This window comes from Sphingomonas arenae, from assembly GCF_016924655.1.
GTDB classification, from domain to species: Bacteria; Pseudomonadota; Alphaproteobacteria; order Sphingomonadales; family Sphingomonadaceae; genus Sphingomicrobium; species Sphingomicrobium arenae.
This window is the reverse complement of sequence record NZ_JAFFJU010000001.1, coordinates 557,916-578,074: the sequence shown is the minus strand read 5'-3', so window position 1 is coordinate 578,074 and position 20,159 is coordinate 557,916. Positions and strand designations below refer to the sequence as shown.

21 protein-coding genes are annotated in these 20,159 nt (G+C 66.1%); 13 read left to right on the top strand and 8 right to left on the bottom strand.

The features are described from left to right. Window positions 1-12 precede the first annotated feature (12 nt). Window positions 13-861, bottom strand: a complete 849-nt coding sequence (locus JT720_RS02905; RefSeq protein WP_205479233.1) for an N-acetylmuramoyl-L-alanine amidase — start codon at window positions 859-861, stop codon at window positions 13-15. 431 nt (window positions 862-1,292) lie between these two features. Here JT720_RS02905 and JT720_RS02900 point away from each other — a divergent pair, with 431 nt between their 5' ends. The 5 genes from JT720_RS02900 (at window position 1,293) to JT720_RS02880 (ending at window position 6,772) form a co-directional block, all read left to right on the top strand. After that, the gene (locus tag JT720_RS02900) at window positions 1,293-3,905 is read left to right on the top strand and encodes an Rne/Rng family ribonuclease (RefSeq protein ID WP_205479231.1); all 2,613 of its coding nucleotides are present in this window, start codon (window positions 1,293-1,295) and stop codon (window positions 3,903-3,905) included. 116 nt (window positions 3,906-4,021) lie between these two features. Beyond that, a complete protein-coding gene (locus JT720_RS02895) occupies window positions 4,022-5,389 on the top strand; it encodes a M48 family metalloprotease (protein ID WP_205479229.1) in 1,368 nt (455 codons plus the stop codon). Next, complete coding sequence (locus tag JT720_RS02890) at window positions 5,379-6,092, top strand: DsbA family protein (RefSeq protein WP_205479228.1); 714 nt, start codon at window positions 5,379-5,381, stop codon at window positions 6,090-6,092. Before JT720_RS02895 ends, JT720_RS02890 begins: the two co-directional genes overlap by 11 nt. Window positions 6,093-6,161: 69 nt before the next feature. Next, the gene (locus JT720_RS02885; RefSeq protein WP_205479226.1) at window positions 6,162-6,377 is read left to right on the top strand and encodes a DUF2171 domain-containing protein; all 216 of its coding nucleotides are present in this window, start codon (window positions 6,162-6,164) and stop codon (window positions 6,375-6,377) included. A gap of 134 nt (window positions 6,378-6,511) precedes the next feature. Continuing rightward, a complete protein-coding gene (locus tag JT720_RS02880; protein ID WP_205479225.1) occupies window positions 6,512-6,772 on the top strand; it encodes a DUF2171 domain-containing protein in 261 nt (86 codons plus the stop codon). A gap of 46 nt (window positions 6,773-6,818) precedes the next feature. Here JT720_RS02880 and JT720_RS02875 read toward each other — a convergent pair whose 3' ends face one another. After that, a complete protein-coding gene (locus JT720_RS02875; RefSeq protein WP_205479224.1) occupies window positions 6,819-7,199 on the bottom strand; it encodes a hypothetical protein in 381 nt (126 codons plus the stop codon). Window positions 7,200-7,308: 109 nt separating this feature from the next. Between JT720_RS02875 and JT720_RS02870 the strand changes: the two genes are divergently transcribed. Beyond that, window positions 7,309-7,647 (top strand): hypothetical protein, encoded by a 339-nt coding sequence (locus JT720_RS02870; protein WP_205479223.1) that lies wholly within the window; start codon window positions 7,309-7,311, stop codon window positions 7,645-7,647. Window positions 7,648-7,704: 57 nt separating this feature from the next. Here the strand turns inward: JT720_RS02870 and JT720_RS02865 are convergent, their stop codons facing one another. Continuing rightward, complete coding sequence (locus JT720_RS02865) at window positions 7,705-9,540, bottom strand: autotransporter domain-containing protein (RefSeq protein WP_205479222.1); 1,836 nt, start codon at window positions 9,538-9,540, stop codon at window positions 7,705-7,707. Window positions 9,541-9,741: 201 nt separating this feature from the next. Here JT720_RS02865 and JT720_RS02860 point away from each other — a divergent pair, with 201 nt between their 5' ends. Then, the gene (locus JT720_RS02860) at window positions 9,742-10,197 is read left to right on the top strand and encodes a hypothetical protein (protein ID WP_237219624.1); all 456 of its coding nucleotides are present in this window, start codon (window positions 9,742-9,744) and stop codon (window positions 10,195-10,197) included. A gap of 41 nt (window positions 10,198-10,238) precedes the next feature. Here JT720_RS02860 and JT720_RS14100 read toward each other — a convergent pair whose 3' ends face one another. Together JT720_RS14100 and uvrB are read right to left on the bottom strand one after the other, a co-directional pair. Then, entirely contained in the window at window positions 10,239-12,344 is a 2,106-nt protein-coding gene (locus JT720_RS14100; protein WP_205479221.1) for a M10 family metallopeptidase C-terminal domain-containing protein, read from the bottom strand. Window positions 12,345-12,533: 189 nt separating this feature from the next. Further along, a complete protein-coding gene (uvrB, locus tag JT720_RS02850; protein WP_205479220.1) occupies window positions 12,534-14,735 on the bottom strand; it encodes an excinuclease ABC subunit UvrB in 2,202 nt (733 codons plus the stop codon). Here uvrB and JT720_RS02845 point away from each other — a divergent pair. The 5 genes from JT720_RS02845 to JT720_RS02830 all read left to right on the top strand — a co-directional run bounded on the left by JT720_RS02845 (window position 14,728) and on the right by JT720_RS02830 (window position 16,536). Continuing rightward, on the top strand, window positions 14,728-14,895 hold the full coding sequence (locus JT720_RS02845) for a hypothetical protein (protein ID WP_205479219.1): 168 nt from the start codon (window positions 14,728-14,730) through the stop codon (window positions 14,893-14,895). The two genes, uvrB and JT720_RS02845, sit on opposite strands and share 8 nt — an antisense overlap. Window positions 14,896-14,927: 32 nt before the next feature. Next, window positions 14,928-15,179 (top strand): DUF6894 family protein, encoded by a 252-nt coding sequence (locus tag JT720_RS14205; RefSeq protein ID WP_419555380.1) that lies wholly within the window; start codon window positions 14,928-14,930, stop codon window positions 15,177-15,179. Window positions 15,180-15,327: 148 nt separating this feature from the next. Beyond that, a complete protein-coding gene (locus JT720_RS02840; protein WP_336511928.1) occupies window positions 15,328-15,534 on the top strand; it encodes a hypothetical protein in 207 nt (68 codons plus the stop codon). 52 nt (window positions 15,535-15,586) lie between these two features. Continuing rightward, a complete protein-coding gene (locus tag JT720_RS02835) occupies window positions 15,587-16,141 on the top strand; it encodes a DUF3617 domain-containing protein (protein ID WP_205479216.1) in 555 nt (184 codons plus the stop codon). Further along, the gene (locus JT720_RS02830) at window positions 16,138-16,536 is read left to right on the top strand and encodes a VOC family protein (RefSeq protein WP_205479215.1); all 399 of its coding nucleotides are present in this window, start codon (window positions 16,138-16,140) and stop codon (window positions 16,534-16,536) included. The genes JT720_RS02835 and JT720_RS02830 overlap by 4 nt, the downstream gene beginning before the upstream one ends. Here JT720_RS02830 and JT720_RS02825 read toward each other — a convergent pair. Then, window positions 16,533-17,375, bottom strand: coding sequence for a DUF2243 domain-containing protein (locus tag JT720_RS02825; RefSeq protein ID WP_205479214.1), 843 nt, complete (start codon window positions 17,373-17,375; stop codon window positions 16,533-16,535). The genes JT720_RS02830 and JT720_RS02825 overlap by 4 nt on opposite strands. 175 nt (window positions 17,376-17,550) lie before the next feature. Here JT720_RS02825 and JT720_RS13730 point away from each other — a divergent pair, with 175 nt between their 5' ends. Beyond that, window positions 17,551-18,321: an NF038132 family protein gene (locus JT720_RS13730; protein ID WP_237219623.1), complete on the top strand. Its 771-nt coding sequence runs from the start codon at window positions 17,551-17,553 to the stop codon at window positions 18,319-18,321. A 204-nt stretch (window positions 18,322-18,525) separates the two neighbouring features. On the opposite strand, the gene JT720_RS02815 is transcribed toward JT720_RS13730, so the two are convergent. Beyond that, window positions 18,526-19,575, bottom strand: coding sequence for a TerC family protein (locus tag JT720_RS02815; protein ID WP_205479213.1), 1,050 nt, complete (start codon window positions 19,573-19,575; stop codon window positions 18,526-18,528). Between the two features lie 229 nt (window positions 19,576-19,804). Beyond that, the gene (locus tag JT720_RS02810) at window positions 19,805-19,978 is read right to left on the bottom strand and encodes a DUF465 domain-containing protein (protein ID WP_205479212.1); all 174 of its coding nucleotides are present in this window, start codon (window positions 19,976-19,978) and stop codon (window positions 19,805-19,807) included. Window positions 19,979-20,159: the final 181 nt, after the last annotated feature.

The following is a 20,159-nucleotide window of genomic DNA, read 5'->3' as shown; positions in this document are numbered from 1 at the left end:
AAAGCTTAACCGTCAGCGCCTTGCGCGCCTCACCGCAAGTTCCGCCTCGATCGCGTCCGCGAGCGCCCGGACCAGGCGGGCCCGCTGCTCGGGAGAGCGAAGGGCCGCCTCGTCTTCGGCATTGCTGAGGTAGCCGGCCTCGAACAGGACAGCCGGGGCCTCGGCCCCGCGCAGGACGCGGAAGGCGGCGAAGCGATGAGGTTCGGGCCGCAGCTCGACGCCTCTCCCAGCCGACTTGGTCACCAGCCGTCCGGCGAAGCTCGCGGACTCGGCCATTTCGTCGCGCGCCGCGAGGTCCGCAAGCAAGGTGCGGACGCTGCCGTCGGGGAGGCTCGACATGGGTCCGCCCGATCCGTTCTGGGCCGCGGCGAACCGGGCCGCATCGGCGTCGGAGGCGATCTCGGACACCGAATAGACGGTCGCTCCCCGGGCGAGCGGATTGGGTGCGCTGTCGGCGTGGATGGACACGAACAGGTCCGTGCCGAGGCGACGCGCGATCGCCGCGCGCGTGTCGAGCTCAAGTGTCCGGTCCTCGTCGCGGGTCAGCGCCACCCGCACCCGGCCACCTTCGGCCAGCCGGTCGCGCAGTTCGCGCGCGAGGGCCAGCGTGATCTCCTTCTCAACGACCGTGCCACTCACGCCCGGGGCGCCCGGGTCGTCGCCTCCGTGCCCGGCATCGATGACCACGAGCGGTCGTCCGGGCACCCGGGCCTCGATGACCTTCACGTCGCGGACCGCCTGGGGCAAGTGCGTGGTGACCGCGCCACGCGCGACCTCGTCAGCTTGGCTCCGGTCGCCTCGCTGCTGAAGGGCATAAGCTGACAAGCCGACCAGGCACACGGCGATTGCCGCGCCGGTCACCAGCGACCTTCGTTGGTTCTTGTTCAACGCGCGCAACCCACACCCTCCGTTGCGGCACATAGCATGGATCATCGGGCGGTAATGCCGGAAAAGGTGACTTCCTCACCCGAAGCGGGTTGTTGCGGGTGAGGCGAGGGGGTGCTACGCCGCAGCGTCCGCGGAACTGTTTCGCCGGATTGCGTCGCGGCTCCCGTCCTGGGATCAGCCGCGGCACTTCACAGGTTGACGCTGCATGAGTTCAAGGAACGCCCGCATCCCGCTCTCGACAGAGCCGAGCGGCGCGCGTTCCCCCGCCGAATCCGGGGGACCTCAGGCAGCAGACACGAATTCCACCATCATCGCCATTCCAGCCGGCCCATCCGCGCCGGTGATGGCCGCAGATCGCGCGCGTCGCCTGGCCCCGCTGGGCCCGCGCGCTCGGAGACATTTCAATGACCATGCGCATGCTGATCGACGCGCGCCACCCGGAGGAGACCCGGGTCGCCGTCGTCAAGGGAAACCGGATCGAGGAGTTTGACTTCGAGTCCGCTGAGCACAAGCAGCTCAAGGGAAACATCTATCTCGCCAAGGTGACCCGCGTCGAACCGTCGCTGCAGGCGGCGTTCGTCGAATATGGCGGCAACCGTCACGGCTTTCTCGCCTTCAGCGAGATCCACCCGGACTATTACCAGATCCCCAAGTCGGATCGTGACGCTTTGCTCCGCGAGGAAGCGGAGCATGCGGCGGAGGAGGAGCGCCTGCGCGCCGAGGCGGACGACCTCGAGCCGATCGACGGTCATCACGAGGATGACGGCCGCGACGACGACCGCCCGGAAGAGCCGGACGACCTGAGCGATGCCGACGAGAACGGCGAGGGCGAGCAGGCCGGCGAGGACCGCCCGCGCCGCCGCAAGTCATCCGCGGACGAGGCGGCCGACGAGCTGCGCCGCAAGCGCATGAACCTGCGCCGCCGTTACAAGATCCAGGACGTCATCCAGCGTCGGCAGGTGCTGCTGGTCCAGGTCGTCAAGGAAGAGCGCGGCAACAAGGGTGCGGCGCTGACCACCTACCTCAGCCTCGCGGGCCGCTATTGCGTGCTGATGCCCAACACGTCGCACGGCGGCGGGATCAGCCGGAAGATCAGCAACGGCGCCGACCGCAAGCGGCTGAAGTCGATCATGGCGGACCTGAAGCTGCCGTCGACCATGGGCCTGATCGTCCGCACCGCGGGTCTCCAGCGCACCAAGACCGAGATCAAGCGCGACTTCGACTATCTCGCCCGACTGTGGGACGAGGTGCGGGAGAAGACGCTGCAGAGCGCTGCGCCCGCGCTCATCTACCGCGACAGCGACCTCATCAAGCGGGCCATCCGCGACCTCTACCACCGCGAGATCGACGAGGTGATCGTCGAGGGCGATGAGGGCTACAAGGCGGCGCGCGGCTTTATGAAGCTGCTGATGCCCAGCCACGTCAAGCGTGTCCGCCAGCATGGCGAGGCGACCCCGCTGTTCCAGCTATATGGCGTGGAGGACAGCCTCAATGCCATGTACCAGCCGGTCGTCCAGCTGAAGAGCGGTGGCTATATCGTGATCAATCCGACCGAGGCCTTGGTTTCGATCGACATCAACTCGGGCCGCTCCACGCGCGAGCACAATATCGAGCAGACGGCTTACGCCACCAACATTGAGGCCGCGCACGAGATCGCCCGCCAGCTGCGCCTGCGCGACATGGCGGGGCTGGTAGTTATCGACTTCATCGACATGGAACAGAACAGCCATGTCCGAAAGGTCGAAAAGGCGATGAAGGAGGCGCTGAAGAACGATCGTGCCCGCATCCAGGTCGGTCGGATCTCCAGCTTCGGCCTAATGGAAATGAGCCGCCAGCGCCTGCGCACCGGCGTGCTCGAGGCGTCGACAAAGGCGTGCCCGCATTGCGAAGGCACGGGCCTGATGCGGACGGCGTCGTCGGCGGGCCTCCAGGCGCTGCGGATGATCGAGGACGAGGCCGGCCGTGGTCGCGGTGACCGGGTCTGCCTGCGCGCCGGAAGCGAGGCGGCCGTCTACGTCCTCAACAAGAAGCGCGCCGAGCTGGCCGACATCGAGGAGCGCTATGGCGTTACCGTCGAGGTGCTGGTCGACCCGAGCTACGAAGGCGCCCGGATGAGCGTCGAGAGTTCGGGTCCGCGTCCCGTGGCTCGCCCCCGCCCGCTGCCTGCTCCGATCGTCGACGAGGAAGAGCCGGAGGTCGAGGAAGACGAGTTCGAGGACGAGCACGAGGAAGAGTCCGAGGAGCGCTCGCAGAGAGGCGACCGCGACGAGGGTGATGGGCGCGGTGGACGCCGCCGTCGTCGCCGTCGCCGTGGCGGGCGCAACCGCCGGCGCGACGGTGAGGCCGAAGGCCATGCCGAGGCCGAAGAGGTCGAGCAGGAAGAACAGCCCGAGCAGCTTGAACAGCTCGAGCAGCCGGAACAGCCTGAGACGGAGGAAGAGGGCGACGAGGAGCGTCCGCGTTCGCGGCGTGGCCGGCGTGGAGGCCGTCGTCGGGCGCGCGAGCGGGACACGGGTTCCGATCAGGGCGAGCCGAGCGCCGAGAGCACGGAGTCGACCGACAGCGAGCAGGCCGCTCCTCCGGCACCGGACGAAGCTCCGATGAAGGAGCCGGTCCCGTCCGAGGACGCCACTCCCGAGGTCCCGCAGGAGGAGGAGAAGCCCAAGGCTCGCCGCCGTCCGCGGGCACGGAAGACCGCTGACGCGGCACCCGCCGAGGCGCCAGCTGCGCCGGCGATCGAGGAGATCGCTCCCGAAGCGCCGGCCGACGTCGCCGCGGAAGAGGCGCCGAAGCCCAAGCGCCGCAGCCGGGCCAAAAAGGCGGCGGCAGAGGTCGTCCCATCCGACTCGGTTGCGTCCGCGCCCGACGAGGCGGCGGTATCCTCGCCGGAGCCTGCGCCGGAAGCTCCAGCCGAGGCGGCATCCGCGCCGGAGGCCAGCAACGACGCGGCGCCGGCCGCTCCGTCCGAGCCGGGTGCATCGCCCCGGCGCGGGTGGTGGCAGCGCACCTTCGGCTAGTATCGATGCCGATGAGAGGCGAAGCAATCCGGATCCTGCCCTCCGATTGCTTCGCCTCGCTTCGGCGAACCTCCCCTTTCATCCGCGGTTCAGCCGCGAATGCGGAAGGCAGGGCCATGCGGCGCCTGACCTCCCTCGCCCGTCTGCTGATGCTGACGTGTCTGCTGGCCTTCGCGGCAGCGCGGCCGGCGGCGGCCCAGTCGATCCTTCGCGACAGCGAAACGGAACGGCTATTCGCCGACATGTCGAAGCCGCTGATCGAGGCGGCGCAGCTCGACCCGAAGAACGTCAAGATTGTCCTGGTCTCCGACCCGGAGATCAACGCCTTCGTGGCGCAGGGGCAGGTCGTCTACATCCACACGGGCCTGCTGACCGCAGCGGACAACGCCAACCAGGTGCAGGGTGTTATCGCCCACGAGCTGGGGCACGTCGCCGGCGGCCATTCGCTGCGCATCTATGACGGAGTGCGCCAGGCGACGGTGGTGAGTATCCTCAGCATGGTCTTGGGCGGGCTGGCGATTGCGGCTGGAGCGGGCGAGGCCGGCATGGGCGTGATGGCCGCGGGACAGCAGGCCGCCATGGGCCAACTCCTGGCATTCACCCGGACGCAGGAGACCAGCGCAGATCTTGCCGGCGCATCCTACCTCAGCAAGGCCGGTTTCAGCGGCAAGGGGTCGATCGAGTTCTTCAAGAAGCTGCAGAACCAGGAGTACCGGCTCGCCGTCTATGCGACCGAGAGCTACGATCGCACCCACCCGCTTTCCAGCGAGCGCATCGCGAGCCTGAAGCAGGTATATGAGAGGGACCCGGCGTGGAACAGGCCGACGGACCCGCAGATCGAGGCGCGGTTCCAGCGGGTCCGGGCGAAGCTGGTCGGCTACATTTCGGAGCCGCAGCAGGTGCTGCAGCGCTATCCGGAAAGTGACCGGAGCGTTCCCGCGCACTACGCACGCGCTTACGCCTACCATCGCCTCGGTTATCGCGACAAAGCCGTGGAGGAGGCGGATTCCCTGCTCAAGACGGCGCCGGAGGACCCCTATTTCCTCGAGCTGAAGGGGCAGGTGCTGCTGGAATCGGGCAAGCCGCAGGACGCCTTGCCGCCGCTGCGGGAAGCGGTGAAGAACGCGCCCGACGCTCCGATGATCGCGGCCATGCTCGGCCACGCCCTGATCGCGACGGAGAAGGAGGAGAACTTCCCGGAGGCCGAGAAGGTGCTCAAGACTGCGGTCAATCGCGACAATGACAATCCCTTCGCCTGGTACCAGCTGGGCATCATCTACGATCGCAAGGGCGACCCGGCCCGCGCGGCGCTGGCGTCGGCCGAACGCTACAACCTGCAGGGCGAACCCAAGCTTGCCCTGGTCAGCGCCGAAATGGCCCTGCGCGGCATTCCGACGGGAACGCCGGACTATCTTCGCGCGCAGGACATCGCCATGGTATCCCGCACCGCGGTGAAGAAGGACAAGAACAGACGTGACCGTTGAAGCGAAGGGCAAGCCGTGGCTCGCGGCCTTGCTCGGGGGGATCGCAGGAGCGGCACTGGTCCTGCTCGGCCTGTTCATCGCTTCCCGGATGGGGTTCGGTGATCGTCTGGTCCGGGAGGCCCTGCAGCGTCAGCCCGAGATGCTGATCGAAGCGTCGGATGCGCTGCGTGACCGGCAATATGCCCCGATCCTTGCGGCCAATCGCGCGGCGCTGGAGACACCGTTCGGCTCCTCCTGGCAAGGCGCGGCGAAGCCCGAGGTGACGCTGGTCGAGTTCTACGATTATGCCTGCGGCTACTGCAAGGCGAGCCTGCCCGTGATCGAGCGCCTGCTTAAGGAAGACCCGGGCCTCCGCGTCGTCTATCGAGAGTTCCCGATCCTTGGTCCGCAGAGCGAGGCCGCGTCGCGACTGGCCCTGGCGGCCTCGAAGGCGGGCCGCTTTACCCAGTTCCATGACGCGCTCTATGCCGCTGGTCGGCCGGCTCCGGAAACCTTGCGACAGGCTGCCAGCGCCGCGCGTATTCCGTTCGAACCGCCTGCTGGACCGGACATCGATGCCGAGCTGCGCAGGAACTACCAGCTGGCCCAGACACTCGGTGCGACGGGAACGCCGCTATTCGTGGTCGGGGATCGGGTCCTGAACGGTGCCGTGGGCTACGACGTTCTGAAGCAGGCGATCGACCGGGCGCGCGAGCGGAGCTGAACGTCGGTGCTCCCTCCCGCCGGCGAGACGTGCTACTGCGCGGCTCTCGTGGTGAGAAGGAGGCCGAACATGCCCATCATCAAGAACATCACTGGGAAGAGGGTGCTCAGCGCTGACGGAACCCTGCTGGGCGTCGTTGAAAGCGTCGATGGCGACCGCATAAAGCTGTCCGGCTCGGGAGGTCAGTTCGTGTCCGGCTCCCTGATCGCCAGCGTCCAGGATGACGAGGTCCAACTGTCCACCGGCGCCAACGAGGTGACGAGGTCGGGCAGCGGGTCTGAATAGCCCCTCGCTTTGCCCGTGGACGGCGAGCGCGCGCCAGCAGGCCTCCGTTAGCGTCGCGCTGCGACCCAATTGTTCGCTCCGGTGGGAGACCTCATCGTTTCCGCGCGTTGGAGCGGCGCAAGGAGGAGCAAACGATGAACCAGATCGAGAACATCCGCGAGCATATGGAAGTGGTGGGTGCCGACGACGTGCACCTCGGGACCGTGGACCGCGTGGAAGGCCACCGGATCAAGCTGACCAAGGCGGACAGCGGGGTCGCCCACCAGGACCACCACCATTACATCCCGGCCGGGCTGATTGCCGCAGTAGAAGGCGACAGGGTGCGCTTGTCCGCCAACGCGGACGTGGCCGCCAGCCTGTTCGAGGAAGAGGAAAGCGGCGAGCCGATCGGCTGAGCATAGAGGGCGGCGTGGGAGTGTGCTCGCCGTCCTTGAGTTGCGATTAGCAGCGCCAGCCCGCACCCGAGGACCAGACGCGCTCGCAACGCTGATTGTCCGATAGCCAGCGTGGCATGCTGCGATCCGGCCGATCGTGCCACCAGTCATTGAAGCTGTCCGGCGCGAAGGTGCGGTTGTTGTACAGCGCCCAGCCCTCGTTCCAACCGAGCGCGCCCACTACGACCACGTCCTGGCCGCGGCGCCGATCCCGGACTTGCGGTCCACCCGTACCGCGCACAACGCGAACCCCGTGCGACATGGACTGTACGGGTCCGCTGATCCGTGATCCGTTGACAGGCGAGCTCGCGAACTGGGCGGCGGACGGGGCGGGAACCAGGATCAGGGCTGATCCGACCGCGCAGGCTGCAAACCAGAGACGATCCATGGCCGCGTTCCTTCTCCTGAAGCGATGAGCACAACGCTTGCGCGGCGCGGACGTGCCATTGGCGCCGGTGGAACCTGGCCCCGCGTCACGGACGCTCTAGGCTCGCCCAATGTTGCTTGTGCTTCTTGCCGTACAGGCCAGTCCCGACCTGGCGCGAGCCGCTAGCCGGGAAGTCGCACGGCAGGAATGCCGCTTGCGAGAGAAGGCCGACGAGGTTGTCGTCTGCGGCCGTCGTGATGCGCAGCGCCGCTATCAGGTCACCGATCCGAATGCTCCATTCGATCCGTCAGGACCGGTGGACAGCGTCGCTCGCGAACGCTCGCGTTGGGTCGAGGAGGGTGACGTTGGGACGCAGTCCTGCTCGGCTGTCGGCCCTGGTGGGTGGACGGGGTGCGCGGTCAAGCAGTGGAAGCGCGCACGTCAGCAGCACAAGGGCTGGTACCAATAGAAAAGGGGCCGATACCCCGTAGGTACCGGCCCCTGTCTCTTACAGCTAAGCTGGGGCCTAGAAGCCGACCCGCAGGCCGACCTGGGCTCCCAATTCGTCGCCGTCATCCTGACCGAAGGTCGAGCTGACGTTGGCGTCGAGGCTGATGTTGGTCGCGAGTGCCGCAGAGGCGCCGCCGCTGAGGCGCACGTACGGGTCCTTGGACCGGTTGCCGATGTCGAAGCGGTTCACGATTCCCGGCGCACTGGTCTGCGACCAGACGGCGGTGCGGCCGTCACCAGTGAAGTCCTTTTCGGCAACCGCGGTGAAGTAGGGGCGAAGCGGGATGCCACCGCCTGCAAAGTCGCCGCGCACCTCAATTCCGACCGCTCCGGTGAGAGCCTTCAGGTCCTGCTTGCGGACGTCGAGCGCCAGCGCTTCGTCGCCCTCTTCCGTGTAGCCGTCGACCTTGGCCTTGACGTAGTCGAGCGCGACCACCGGCCCGGCGCGGAATACGCCGAGTGGAGCCAGGTATCCGGCCTTCGCGCCGGCCGTCCAGTGGCTGCCGTCAGGACGCGCGGACAGGTTGTCGATCACGCCCGTGCGCCGCACCTTGTGCTTGTCGCGGCCGTAACCGAGGTGCCCCTGCACGAACACCGGGCCGATGGCGGTCCCGGCATACGCGCCGATCTGCAGGCTGCGTCCCCGAACGCGGCCCTCCTCCGTCGCGAACTTGACCTTCGGGCGCGTGATGTTGCCGGCGATGCCGACCACGCCGTTGCCGAAGCCGAACTCGACCCCCGCGGTCGCCCCGACCCCGTCGATGTCATAGGCGTTCGTCGTCGTGCTGATCCCGACGTCGCGGGAGAAAGTGTCGCCGACGACGAAGAAGCGCGTGCCCTCGGCGGTCTCCCCGTCACGCGGGGAGCCGAGATCGACCCGGCTGGTCAGCGTGCGACCGAACTGCCGGGCCACGTCGAAGCCGACATTGCTTGCAGCGCCCAGCGTCAGCGGAGCCGTCAGCTGCGCATCGATGTAGCGTCCGACGATTGCAAACCCGGCCGAGGTCAGGTGCACCTGGTCGACATAGAACAGATACTGGTTGGCGAAGGCCGGATCGGTGACGCAGCGCGTCGCCTGCGCAACCGGGCAGCCGCCGGCGCTGGTCAGGCCATAGGCGGCCGGATCGGCAATGATGCGGTCGCCCATCAGGTTGAGGTCGAGGTAATGCACGACCACGCCATTGTCCGCATAGCCGGCCAAGATGTCCTGGAAGCCCGAGTTGAAGGACTGGGCGAAGGCGGATCGGACCGCTTGTGCGGCGGTGTTGCCGGCCACCTCCGGCATGCGCGAGGTGTCGCCCGCGATGTAGCTGATGGTGCGTGCGCCCGCGCCGACCAGCGCGTCGAGTCCGGTCTCCGCTGCCGCGACCGACGTCGCTGCGGCGGCGGCCGCGCCGGCGACGGTGCCGCCAGTCTGCTGGTAGACGCGTCCGTCATTGCCGCCAATCGACAGGGTCAGAAGGTCGTTCTCATCGAACGTGCCGCTGACGCGCGGAAATGCGGCGGGACCACCGCCTGCCAAAAAGCTCTGCCACTCGGTCTGGAAGCCGAGGGGGGCGCCGCTGGTGTTGCGGTTGTCGGTCAGCGCGCCGCCGATCGCGAAATTGTCGACCGGGACGCCAAGCAGGGCGCTCAACGTGTCGATGTAGTTGGTGCCGCCAGAGAAACGGCCCGTGGAGTAGGGCGCCGGCAGGGGCGTGCCGGTCAGCTGGAAGACGTTGCCGTCATCCGCATAGCTGTCGCCGAATGCGACGATGCGGTCGACCCGCTGCGCCGAGGCGGCGGTTGGCAGGGCAGCAAGGGCCAGTGCGGATGCGCCGAGCAGGGCGCCGGTGAGCGTACGATGAAGCACGATGGAAAGATCCTCCCCCAGGGCTCCAGGAAACCGGCCCTGCTACTGCGTGATTTGGCCGGGTTGTCCGACAAGGACAAGTGACGCGGGTGCAACAGTCGCTCTCCACGCGCATGCGCGAGCCCCGCTTGACACGGACGCGAAACGAGCGGCGTCATGGGTCGGGGCGGGCGTGCCTGCCTCGACATAGGGGAGGTGACCATGACCGAAGAGATGAGCACGCAATCTCGCACGCCCGTGCACTTGTGGATCGTTGGAGCCGTCTCGTTGCTGTGGAATGCGTTCGGCGGCTACGACTATCTCATGACCCGGCAACGGAACCGGGAGTATCTCTCGCAGATGGGGATCAACCCCGATGAGCTTCTCGCATACATCGACGGGTTCCCAATCTGGGCGCAGATCGCCTGGGGGCTCGGTGTCTGGGGCGCGGTGGCCGGTTCCGTCCTGCTCCTGCTACGAAGCCGCTGGGCCGTGCTGGCGTTCGGCCTGTCGTTGATCGGCGCGCTGGTGAGCTTCGCCTACCAGTTTGCCGGACCGCCCGCACCCGCGGGGATGGACGAAGGCGCCGCTGCATGGATTCCGCTCGTCATCGTCGGCATCGCCGCAGCCCTGTTCTTCTACGCCCGCCGTCAGCAGGCCAGCGGAGTGCTGCGCTGACCCTCAGCGCCGCAGGACTTCATGCGCACTCGCGGGCGGATCTATAGCAGCAGATCGCCTCGGCCGAGATCGTGGAGGCCGTCGACGCGAATCGTGAAATCGGCAATGCCGTCGCCGTCTGTGTCGCCCGACAGGTAAGTGTTGTCGCCGATCTGCTGGTAGCGAAGCTGTCCCGCGCTGCCGGAAAAGGCGTCAGTTCCGATGAACGCAAAAGCCTGGTCGCCGGCGGCGATACTGTTTGCGTCGATATAGGTGAGGCGGATGCAATCTCCCTCGGCGGCGGAGAAGTCGTAGATTTGGTCGCAGCTTGAGCGCAGGGCACTGGCAAGGTCGCCGTCCCGGAATACGAAGACATCGGCCCCCATGCCGCCGAAGTAGCGGTCGCGCCCCGCGCCGCCTTCGAGCCAGTCGTTGCCGCTTTCGCCGTTAATCGTGTCGTCTCCTCCTCCGCCGTATAGCCTGTCCTCCCCAACCCCACCCTTCAGCACGTTGGCAGAAACATTGCCCGTGATCGCATTGGCGGAATCGTTGCCGTAGCCGTTGGTGGCGGATGAACCGGTCAGGAACAGGCTTTCCACATTGGCCGCAAGGAAGTGGCTGACCGAAGCGTAGACCCGGTCGGTGCCCTGACCGGCATACTCGATGATCCGGTCAGTGGCGTCATCGACGATGTAAGTGTCGTCGCCAGCTCCGCCATAGAGCCGGTCACTGCCAGTTCCGCCATCCAGTGTATCGTTCCCGAGGCCGCCGGACAGGCGATCATCGCCGGCAAGTCCATAAAGCTTGTTCGCCCCATCATTGCCGGTGATGGTGTTGGCGAGCTCATTCCCTCTGCCTGTGATGGCCTCGGTGCCGGTGAGTGTCAGCCGTTCGACGTTGCTTCGCAGCGTATGGCTCACTGAAGCGTAGACCTGGTCCAGCCCCTCTCCGCCATATTCGAAGACGAAGTCGGTTGCATCGCCGACGAAGTAGACGTCGTTACCGGTCCCGCCGTACAGCCGATCGAGGCCCGCACCGCCGTCCAGTGTATCGTTGCCGGCGTGTCCGAACAGATGATCGTCGCTGTTGAAGCCGCGCACGGCTTCACCGGCGGCGCTGGAATCGAACCGGAACCCATCCTTGAAGCGGGTGATCGCCACCCCCGACTTCTGCAGGTTGAGACTGAACGGGTGAACCGGCAATGTTCCGGTCGGGCCGACCGCGAACAGGAGATCACCGCCAGTCAGGAGGTGTGAGAAGCTGGCGGTTGCATATTGCACGCTTAAGCGATCCGAAGGTGTTCCGGGAACAAGGATGACGACCCCGGCGGTAGCATCCACGGTCACCGCCCCGATGCTCATGCTCGTTCCATCTGCCAGCCGGAACCCGGCGGCGCTCGTCAGGCTTGCTAGCGCCTGCCCATCCGCGAGATTAAAAGAGAGATAAATCTTTCCGTCCGCCGCCATGGTGCCGAACTCCAGGGTCGGCGAGCCGACGCCGGTGGAAATCGCGTTGGCCATGCGCGCCGCGGCAATCCGGTAAGCATCACTGGTGAGGTGCACTGTGTCGACCAGCGGAAGGTCGAACACGGCTGTCGAGAGATGCACCCAGTCGAAGCGCTGAGCGAACTCCTGCTGCGCCTGCTGGATGAGGTCCGTCCCGCCATGGAGCGACGGCGACCAGCCGGATCGATCGCCGAGCGCCTGGATGAAGACATCGTCCGCGCCCGCAAGCTCCATCAAGCGGCCGAGGACATGAGCCTGGCCCTCCATGTAGACCTCTGCGGTCAAGTCGCGCACGTAAGGCGTGTCCGCCTCACCCTGAGCCCAGATGACTCCGAGCACGTCCTTGCCTGCGGCCCAGGAGGCGAGCTGTTCCTCCAACTCGTCGAGCAGCGGGCCGTCGGTGCGGGTGACCTCGTTGTACCAGTAGTTGTCGAGCGCTGCAGCAGCAGCCTCGGGCGGCAGCTCACTTGCCTCGGCGTTCCGGAGCGCGCTCGCGGACAACATCGCCGATCCGCCGACCGCGCAGTCAAAGAACTGCACGTCGGAGTATTGGGGATTGAGCCGGAGGAACTCGTCTTTGAACGCTTGCAGGATCGTTGGATCATTGACCCAAGCCTTCACGTTCGACTGACCAGCAAGAACGAAATACGCAACTTCTGACACGCGAGAACACCCAAAATTGCCATGCGCCCCCAGGCGAGAAGCGGCTGGAGCAGGCAAGGACTGGCTTGCGTAGGGCTTTCCGACCCCCCGCGGTGGGCGCGATTAGCAGCTTTGTTCGTTGAGGCTATACCTGGACACGGTTAACAGGAAGTTAGGTCGGCCGTGTGTTGCCAGTGGGCCGCAGGTGGATCAGCGCCGCGCGCGCTTGTTCATGCGGACTTGCTGCTGCTTGCCGAAGCGGGTCTTGCGGGTGCCGGGCTTGCCTTCTGTCGAGTGACCGACCCGCGGCGCGACGCGCTGCGAGTGCGGGATGCCGAGGTCGTCCTCCTCAAGCCGCCGGATCTCGTCGCGCAGGCGGCCGGCCTCTTCGAACTCGAGGTCGGCGGCCGCCTTGCGCATGCGCTGCTCGAGGTCGCTGATGTAGGCGCGCAGGTTGTGGCCGACGAGGTGCGGCGTGTCGGGATCGCCAGTGTCCACCACCACGCCATCGCGCGTCGAGACATGGGCGATAATGTCGCTGATCTGCCGCTTGATCGTCTCGGGCGTGATGCCGTGGATGCGGTTGTATTCTTCCTGCTTCTCGCGTCGCCGGTTGGTCTCGTTGAGCGCGCGCTCCATGGAGCCGGTGATACTGTCTGCGTAGAGGATGACACGCCCCTCGACGTTTCGGGCGGCGCGGCCGATGGTCTGGATCAGCGAAGTTTCGGACCGGAGGAAGCCCTCCTTGTCGGCGTCCAGGATCGCCACCAGCCCGCACTCGGGAATGTCGAGGCCCTCGCGCAGCAGGTTGATACCGACCAGCACGTCGTAGACGCCTAGACGGAGGTCGCGGATCAGTTCGATGCGCTCCAGCGTCTCGACGTCCGAGTGCATGTAGCGGACCTTCAGGCCCGCCTCGTGGAGGAACTCGGTCAGGTCCTCGGCCATCCGCTTGGTCAAAGTGGTGACGAGGGTGCGGTAGCCCTTCTGCGCGGTCTTCTTCGCCTCGTGGATGAGGTCGTCGACCTGGTCTTCGATCGGCTTGATCTCAACCGGCGGGTCGATGAGGCCGGTGGGGCGGATCACCTGCTCGCTGAACACGCCGCCGGTCTCGTTGAGCTCCCACGGCCCCGGCGTCGCAGAGACGAAGACCGATTGAGGGCGCATCGCGTCCCATTCGTTGAACCGCAGCGGACGGTTGTCGATGCAGCTCGGCAGTCGGAAGCCGTACTCGGCGAGCGTGATCTTACGACGGTGGTCCCCCCGGGCCATGGCGCCGATCTGCGGCACGGTCTGGTGGCTTTCGTCGACGAACAGCAGGGCGTTGTCGGGGAGGTATTCGAACAAAGTCGGCGGCGGCTCGCCGGGCAGGCGGCCGGTAAGGAAGCGGCTGTAGTTCTCGATGCCGGCGCAGGAGCCGGTGGCGGCAATCATCTCGAGGTCGAAGTTGGTGCGCTGCTCCAGCCGCTGCGCCTCGAGGTAGCGGCCTTCCGCGTTCATCTCCTTCAGGCGCTCCTCCAGCTCGTGCCGGATCGCGCCCATCGCCTGCTTCAGGGTCGGGCCCGGCGTCACATAGTGGGAGTTGGCGTAGACCTTCACGCTCTGCAGCGAGGCGATCTTCTTGCCGGTCAGCGGATCGAACTCGACAATGTCCTCGATCTCGTCGCCGAAGAAGCTCACCCGCCAGGCGGTGTCCTCATAGTGCGAAGGGAAAATCTCCAGATTGTCGCCGCGCACCCGGAAATTGCCTCGGGCAAAGGCCTGGTCGTTGCGCTTGTACTGCAGCGCGACCAGCTTGCGGATGATCTCGCGCTGGTCCTCCTGCGCCCCCTTCTTCATCGAGAAGACCATGGCCGAATAGGTCTCGACCGAGCCGATGCCGTAGAGGCAGGAGACGGACGCCACGATGATCACGTCGTCGCGTTCCAGCAGCGAGCGCGTGGCCGAGTGGCGCATCCGGTCGATGCCCTCGTTCACCGAGCTTTCCTTCTCGATGTAGGTGTCGGTCCGAGGAACGTAGGCTTCGGGCTGGTAGTAATCGTAGTAGGAGACGAAGAACTCGACGGCGTTGTCGGGGAAGAAGCTCTTGAACTCGCCATAAAGCTGGGCAGCGAGGATCTTGTTGGGGGCGAGGATCAGCGCGGGCCGCTGCGTCGCTTCGATGACCTTGGCCATGGTGAAGGTCTTGCCGGAGCCGGTGACGCCAAGCAGCACCTGGCTCTTCTCGCCCTGCTCGGAGATGCCGTCGACCAACTCGCGGATGGCGGTCGGCTGGTCGCCGGCGGGCTCGTAATCGGACTTGAGCACGAACTTGCGGCCGCCCTCCGCCTTGTCAGGTCGGGCGGGACGATGCGGAACGAACTCGCCGCCGGTCTCCGGCTCGGCGAGGGAAGTGCGGATCTGGATGGCCATTGTGCGGGAATATGGGGGCGAAGACGGCGTGGGGCAATTCGTGCCGATTGTCTGCCTCGGGTGGAACACGGACATCGTGCCGCTTTGGAGACTAGTCGCCGTACGTCGTCTATCCTACATAGCGCTCATCACCGGTCGAACCATGGGCTCCGGTGGCTGAGAGACAGTGCGCTCCCGCCTCTAGGCTTGGAGATGCTTGTGCCTCGCTACTTCTTCCACGTTTCAGATGGCGACGAATTCCCTGACCTTCAGGGAACAGTGCTTGACGACGATGCAGCGGCGCGGACGGAAGCCGTGAGATTCTCGGGTCAGTTGCTAAGCGCCACTCCTGACAAGTTCTGGAGCGGGCAGGAGTGGAAAATGAGGGTGACCGACGACACGGACCTGACCCTCTTCGAGCTCATGTTCACCGCCAGCTGCTCGGCAGCCATGAGAATGCCTTAGGGATTGGTCCACGCCATAGCCTTTGACGCTTCGGATCGCTGGCGGACATAAGCTCAACCCCCATATCTGAGTCGTGGCCTGCCCTGAGGAACCTACCTGCTGGCTCTGCACCCGCCCGCTCGGTCGGCGGGTAGAATATCACCACGCCGTGCCCAAGAGCCGTGGCGGACGCTTGACCGTGCCGGTCCATCCGATCTGCCACCGGGCGCTGCACGTGCACCTGACCAACATCGAGCTGGCCAAGATCGGGGACGATCCGCCGAAGCTCCGCGTTCAAGCGGGGCTTGCGACGTTCCTGCGCTGGGTGGCGAACAAGCCGCCCGACTTCCATGCGCCGACGCGGCGCAAGCGCTGACGGTTGCCAATCGGCGCCTTTCGCATAAGCTGCGCCGCATCAGGGGGCGATCATGCGAACACCCACGATCATGCTGGCGGGGGCGGTCCTGGCGGGCTGCGGCGGCGGGGACGAGACGGTAACGGCGGAGAACGCCTCCGTTGGCGAGGTCCAGCAGAAGCTGCGCGAGGCCGGCCGCGACGAGCAGTTCGTCCGGCCCGGCCGCTGGGAGCAGCGCGCTACGCTTGTCGACATCGACGTGCCGGGCATGCCGGCCGACATGCGCGCGGGCATGAAGAAGGCGATGGGCACCAGCCAGACGCACGTCACCTGCCTCACCCCCGAGCAGGCCAGAAACCCGCGCGAGGACTTCTTCGCCGGCGCCGACAAGAGCTGCCGCTACGAGACCTTCAGATGGGGCGGGGGGCAGATCGACGTGCGCATGCGCTGCGGCGCAGAGGGGCGGCAGCAGACTATGGCGCTGAACGGCACCTACTCGCCCGACAGCTACCAGATGAACATGCGCGTGCAGGGGCAGGGCGACGCGCCCGACCAGCAGATGACCATGTCGATGCGGGTGGAGGCGAGCCGCGTCGGCGAATGCAGCGGAGGAGAAAGCAAGGGATGATCGGCTACGTCACGCTCGGTACTGACGACCTAGACCGGGCTCGCGCTTACTATGACGCGCTGCTTGGTACCATCGGCGCGAAGCGGCTGATGCAATTCGGCGACGAGGACGGCGGCTTCACCATGTACGGCGTCAGCATGGACAAGCCGGCGCTTGTCGTGACCCGGCCGTACGACAAGGGCCGGGCGGACTGCGGTAATGGCAACATGGTCGCGATCGTGTTCGATTCGAACGAGAAGGTGGACGCGTTTCACGCCAAGGCGCTGGAATTGGGCGGCACGGACGAGGGCGCGCCGGGGTACCGGGGCGACCCGAAGTTCGGCTATTACTTCGCTTACTTCCGTGACCCGGACGGCCACAAGCTGGCGGCCTTCCATATCGGCCAGCCCGGCTAGGCGATCCCGCTCCAGGCGGAGCAGCCGGCGGGAGTGCCCGAGCCGGCGACGAACAGGGCGCCGTGGTGGTACAACTCCCAGCCACTGCCCTCGTCCAGCGCAACGACGTAGACGCCTTGGTCGGGCGCGCTGCCGGCGACGGCGGCTCCGGAGGCTGCGAGCGCGCCCATCATCTGCGCTTCGCTCAAGCCCCCGGCGAACACGACTGTGGTGAAGCGCTGGTCGGACGGGCCCTGCAGTGCCCATGCGCCCGCGGCCGCCGTCCCGATCGTCAGCGCGAGCAACAGGGGCGGGGCGTTGCGGAGGCTGATAGCGCGGTGCCTCCGCCCGAGCAGCCACGCGGTGAGCAGGGGCGGACCGCCGACCACAACCAGCCAGCCCACGTCCCACAGCAGCGGCTCGGGCCGGTCCACGCGGATGCGGTGAATCTCTAGGATCCAGTGGAACAGCACCACGTCGACGACCTGCCACATGCCGAAGCCGAGCAGCAGCAGGACCGTGAGCTGCCGCCGGTCGATCCCCCCGCGTCCCGCTCGCCACAGGCCGGCGAGACCGATCACGGCCAGCACGTACATCAGGATGTGGAACAGCCCATCCCACAGGATCTGCGTCCGCAGGTCGTTCATGCCTGGGACGAGGCTCAGCAGATGGTGCCACTGCAGCACCTGGTGCAGCATGATGCCGTCGAAGAACCCGCCCAGCGCGAACCCGAGGAGCATGGCGTAACCCTTGTCCGACCGTTCCGCCATGATCGTCTCCGGGTCGCGGAGCGCGACCTCCTTCTCTAAGCGCAGGAAGAGCGCACGGGTTGCACCGGCCAGCCGGCTTTTCTGCAACATGCGCTCAACCCATGCTCCGGCGGCTCCTACCGCTTCCGTTGATTCTGTGTTAAGCAGTAATCCTGTGAGTCGCGCGTTGTGGCGCCGCAGGCCTCTTGAAACAGGGTTATCGAAGACACCGTGCACGCTTCGCGTGACCCGTGGTTGCGCGCTCGTGCCATAAAAGGAGGCAAGGATGAGAAATCGCCTTCGTTGCCTGCTGCATCTTGCCGGGCTCTTTGCCGGCGCTTCACCGGCCGCCGCCTCGATCTGCATCGGCACCTGCGGCACCCTGGGACCGAACGGGGTCGTCACCGCACCGCCCGGAGGAACCAATTATAGCTATGTGACCACCAACGGTGGCGTCAGCGGGGCCGGACAGTTGGCTGGTTTCGCGGGCACCAACGGGTCCACCTTCACCACCGATGTGTTCAGCGCCGCGGCCGGCGATCCGCTGAACTTTTTCTTCAATTACATCACGAGCGATGGCAGCGGTTTCGCCGATTATGCCTGGGCGCGGCTCCTGACGTCGACGGGCGATGAGGTCGCGATCCTTTTTACCGCGCGCACCAAGCCCAGCGGGAGCATCATTCCGGGGCAGGACTTACCGGGCGTCACCGCAACTCTAAACCCTGCAAGCGTGCCGATCATCTCGGGCGGCCCGCAATGGTCGCCGCTTGGCAGCTACTCGGGCTTATGCTTCGGGCCGGGATGCGGTTACACGGGCTGGGTTGGATCGACCTACTCGATCGCTGGTGCCGGAGACTACATGCTGCAGTTCGGGGTCACCAATTTCTCGGATACGATCTACCATAGCGGTATGGCGTTCAGCGGGATCACCGTCGCGGGCAACCCGATCGGCGGAGCGGTCCCGGAGCCCGGGACCTGGGCGATGATGCTGGTCGGCTTCGGGGCGATCGGGTTCGTTCTCAGGCGTCGTCGGATGTTTTCCCCCAGCCCGGCCTGACGCTCTGTCCTTCCGGCAGCAAGCCCCGGTGGCGATGCGCGCAGCCGGGGCTTGCAATGTGGGCTCGCCCGCAGCCTTTGCTCCATGACGGGCACCACGCACGATGGGTTGCGGCTTGCTCATGCCGTGGCCCATCAAGCTGAGCCTAGCTAGCTGCATCGCGCGCGAGGACGGACTTCCGGCTGCTGGTATATCCGTCGACGATCAGACGGCCTTGCCGCCGGTGAGCTCGTCGATGTGGCGCCGGGCCGCGTCCGGGCCCTCGTCCGCGGGCCAGCCGGGCTCCGGCTGACCCTTGGTCTTGTAGAGCGAGTAGCCGACCCCGCCCGCGATCAGCGCCGCAGTCACGCCGAGGCTCAGGACCGGGGGGAACTTGTCGCCGCCGAGCAGGAAGTCGGACACGAAGATCTTGGAGCCGATGAACACCAGGACCAGCGCCAGCGCGTATTTCAGGTAGTGGAAGCGGTGCACCATCGCGGCAAGCGCGAAGTAGAGCGCGCGCAGGCCGAGAATGGCCATGATGTTCGACGTGTAGACGATGAAGGTGTCGGTGGTGATGGCGAAGATCGCCGGCACGCTGTCCACCGCGAACACCAGGTCCGCCAGGTTGATGACCACCAGCGCCAGGAACAGCGGGGTCGCCGCAGTCACCAGCTTGCCGGTGGTGCTGTCCGGCACCTTCACGAAGAAGTGCTGGGCGTGCAGTTCCTTCGTCACCCGCATGTGACGGCTGATCCAGCGGACCACCGGGTTGTGCTCGATGTCCATCGGCTTGTCGCCAGCGAACAGCATCTTCACTCCGGTGAACACCAGGAAGGCGGCGAAGATGTACAGCACCCAATACCATTGCTGCACCACCGCGGCGCCGAGGCCGATCATGATGCCGCGCAGCACGATCACGCCGATGATGCCCCACAGCAAAGCGCGATACTGGTACTTCGCGGGAATCGCGAAGTAGGTGAAGATGAGGCTGATCACGAAGACGTTGTCGATCGACAGCGCTTTCTCGATGAAGAAGCCGGTGTAGTAGGCCATGCCCAGTTCGGGTCCGCGCTCCAGCCATACCCAGACGCCGAACAGCAGCGCGATGGTGATGTAGAAGACGCTGAGCTTCAGGCTTTCGCCAATGCCCATCTCCTTGTCCTCCTTGTGGAGGATGCCGAGGTCGAAGGCCGTGAGGCCGATGACCAGGCCAATGAAGGCTAGCCAGAACCAGGCCGGCGTTCCGAGCCAGTCAGTGAACAGAAATTCCATGGTGAACTCGTTTCCCTGTTGCGGCGACCGGTCGCATCGGCGCCGTGATCACTGGAGCCCCGGCATCAGAGCCTGGACCTTGGAGGTTTCCCCACGCCGCGGCTCCGCATGGAGAGCCCGAAGCCTTACCGCGGCAGCAGATCGGGCAGGTTCGACTGCCAAAGGGGGGCTGGCAGGCGGCGTGGGGAACTGGTCGGCCCGGTTTGCTGCCGGGCCTGGTTCGTTGAACTCAGGCGTGGGCGCGCCGCATGGTGAAGCGATGGATGAGGTCCTTCACTCTCAGCTTCATCTTCTTGAGCTGAGTAAGCCGCATCGGATCGGCACCACGGCGGCGCTGCTCGTCACGGAGCGCGCGGTCGATCCGCTGGTGAGTCTCGATCAGGCGGTACAGGCGCGAATGCACGTTACATCTCCTCTTCATGACCATTGCGATCAATCGGAGGTTCCACGCTGTGCAGTGCCAGGAAGGCGGGTAAGCCGGGCCACGCGCACATCGGAAACTTCCGATGCGGTCCGACATCACGCAAGCGCCTGAAAAGCTCAGTGCGCCCGCGTCAGAGGGGCCCGGTCCGCCCACTCTGAAT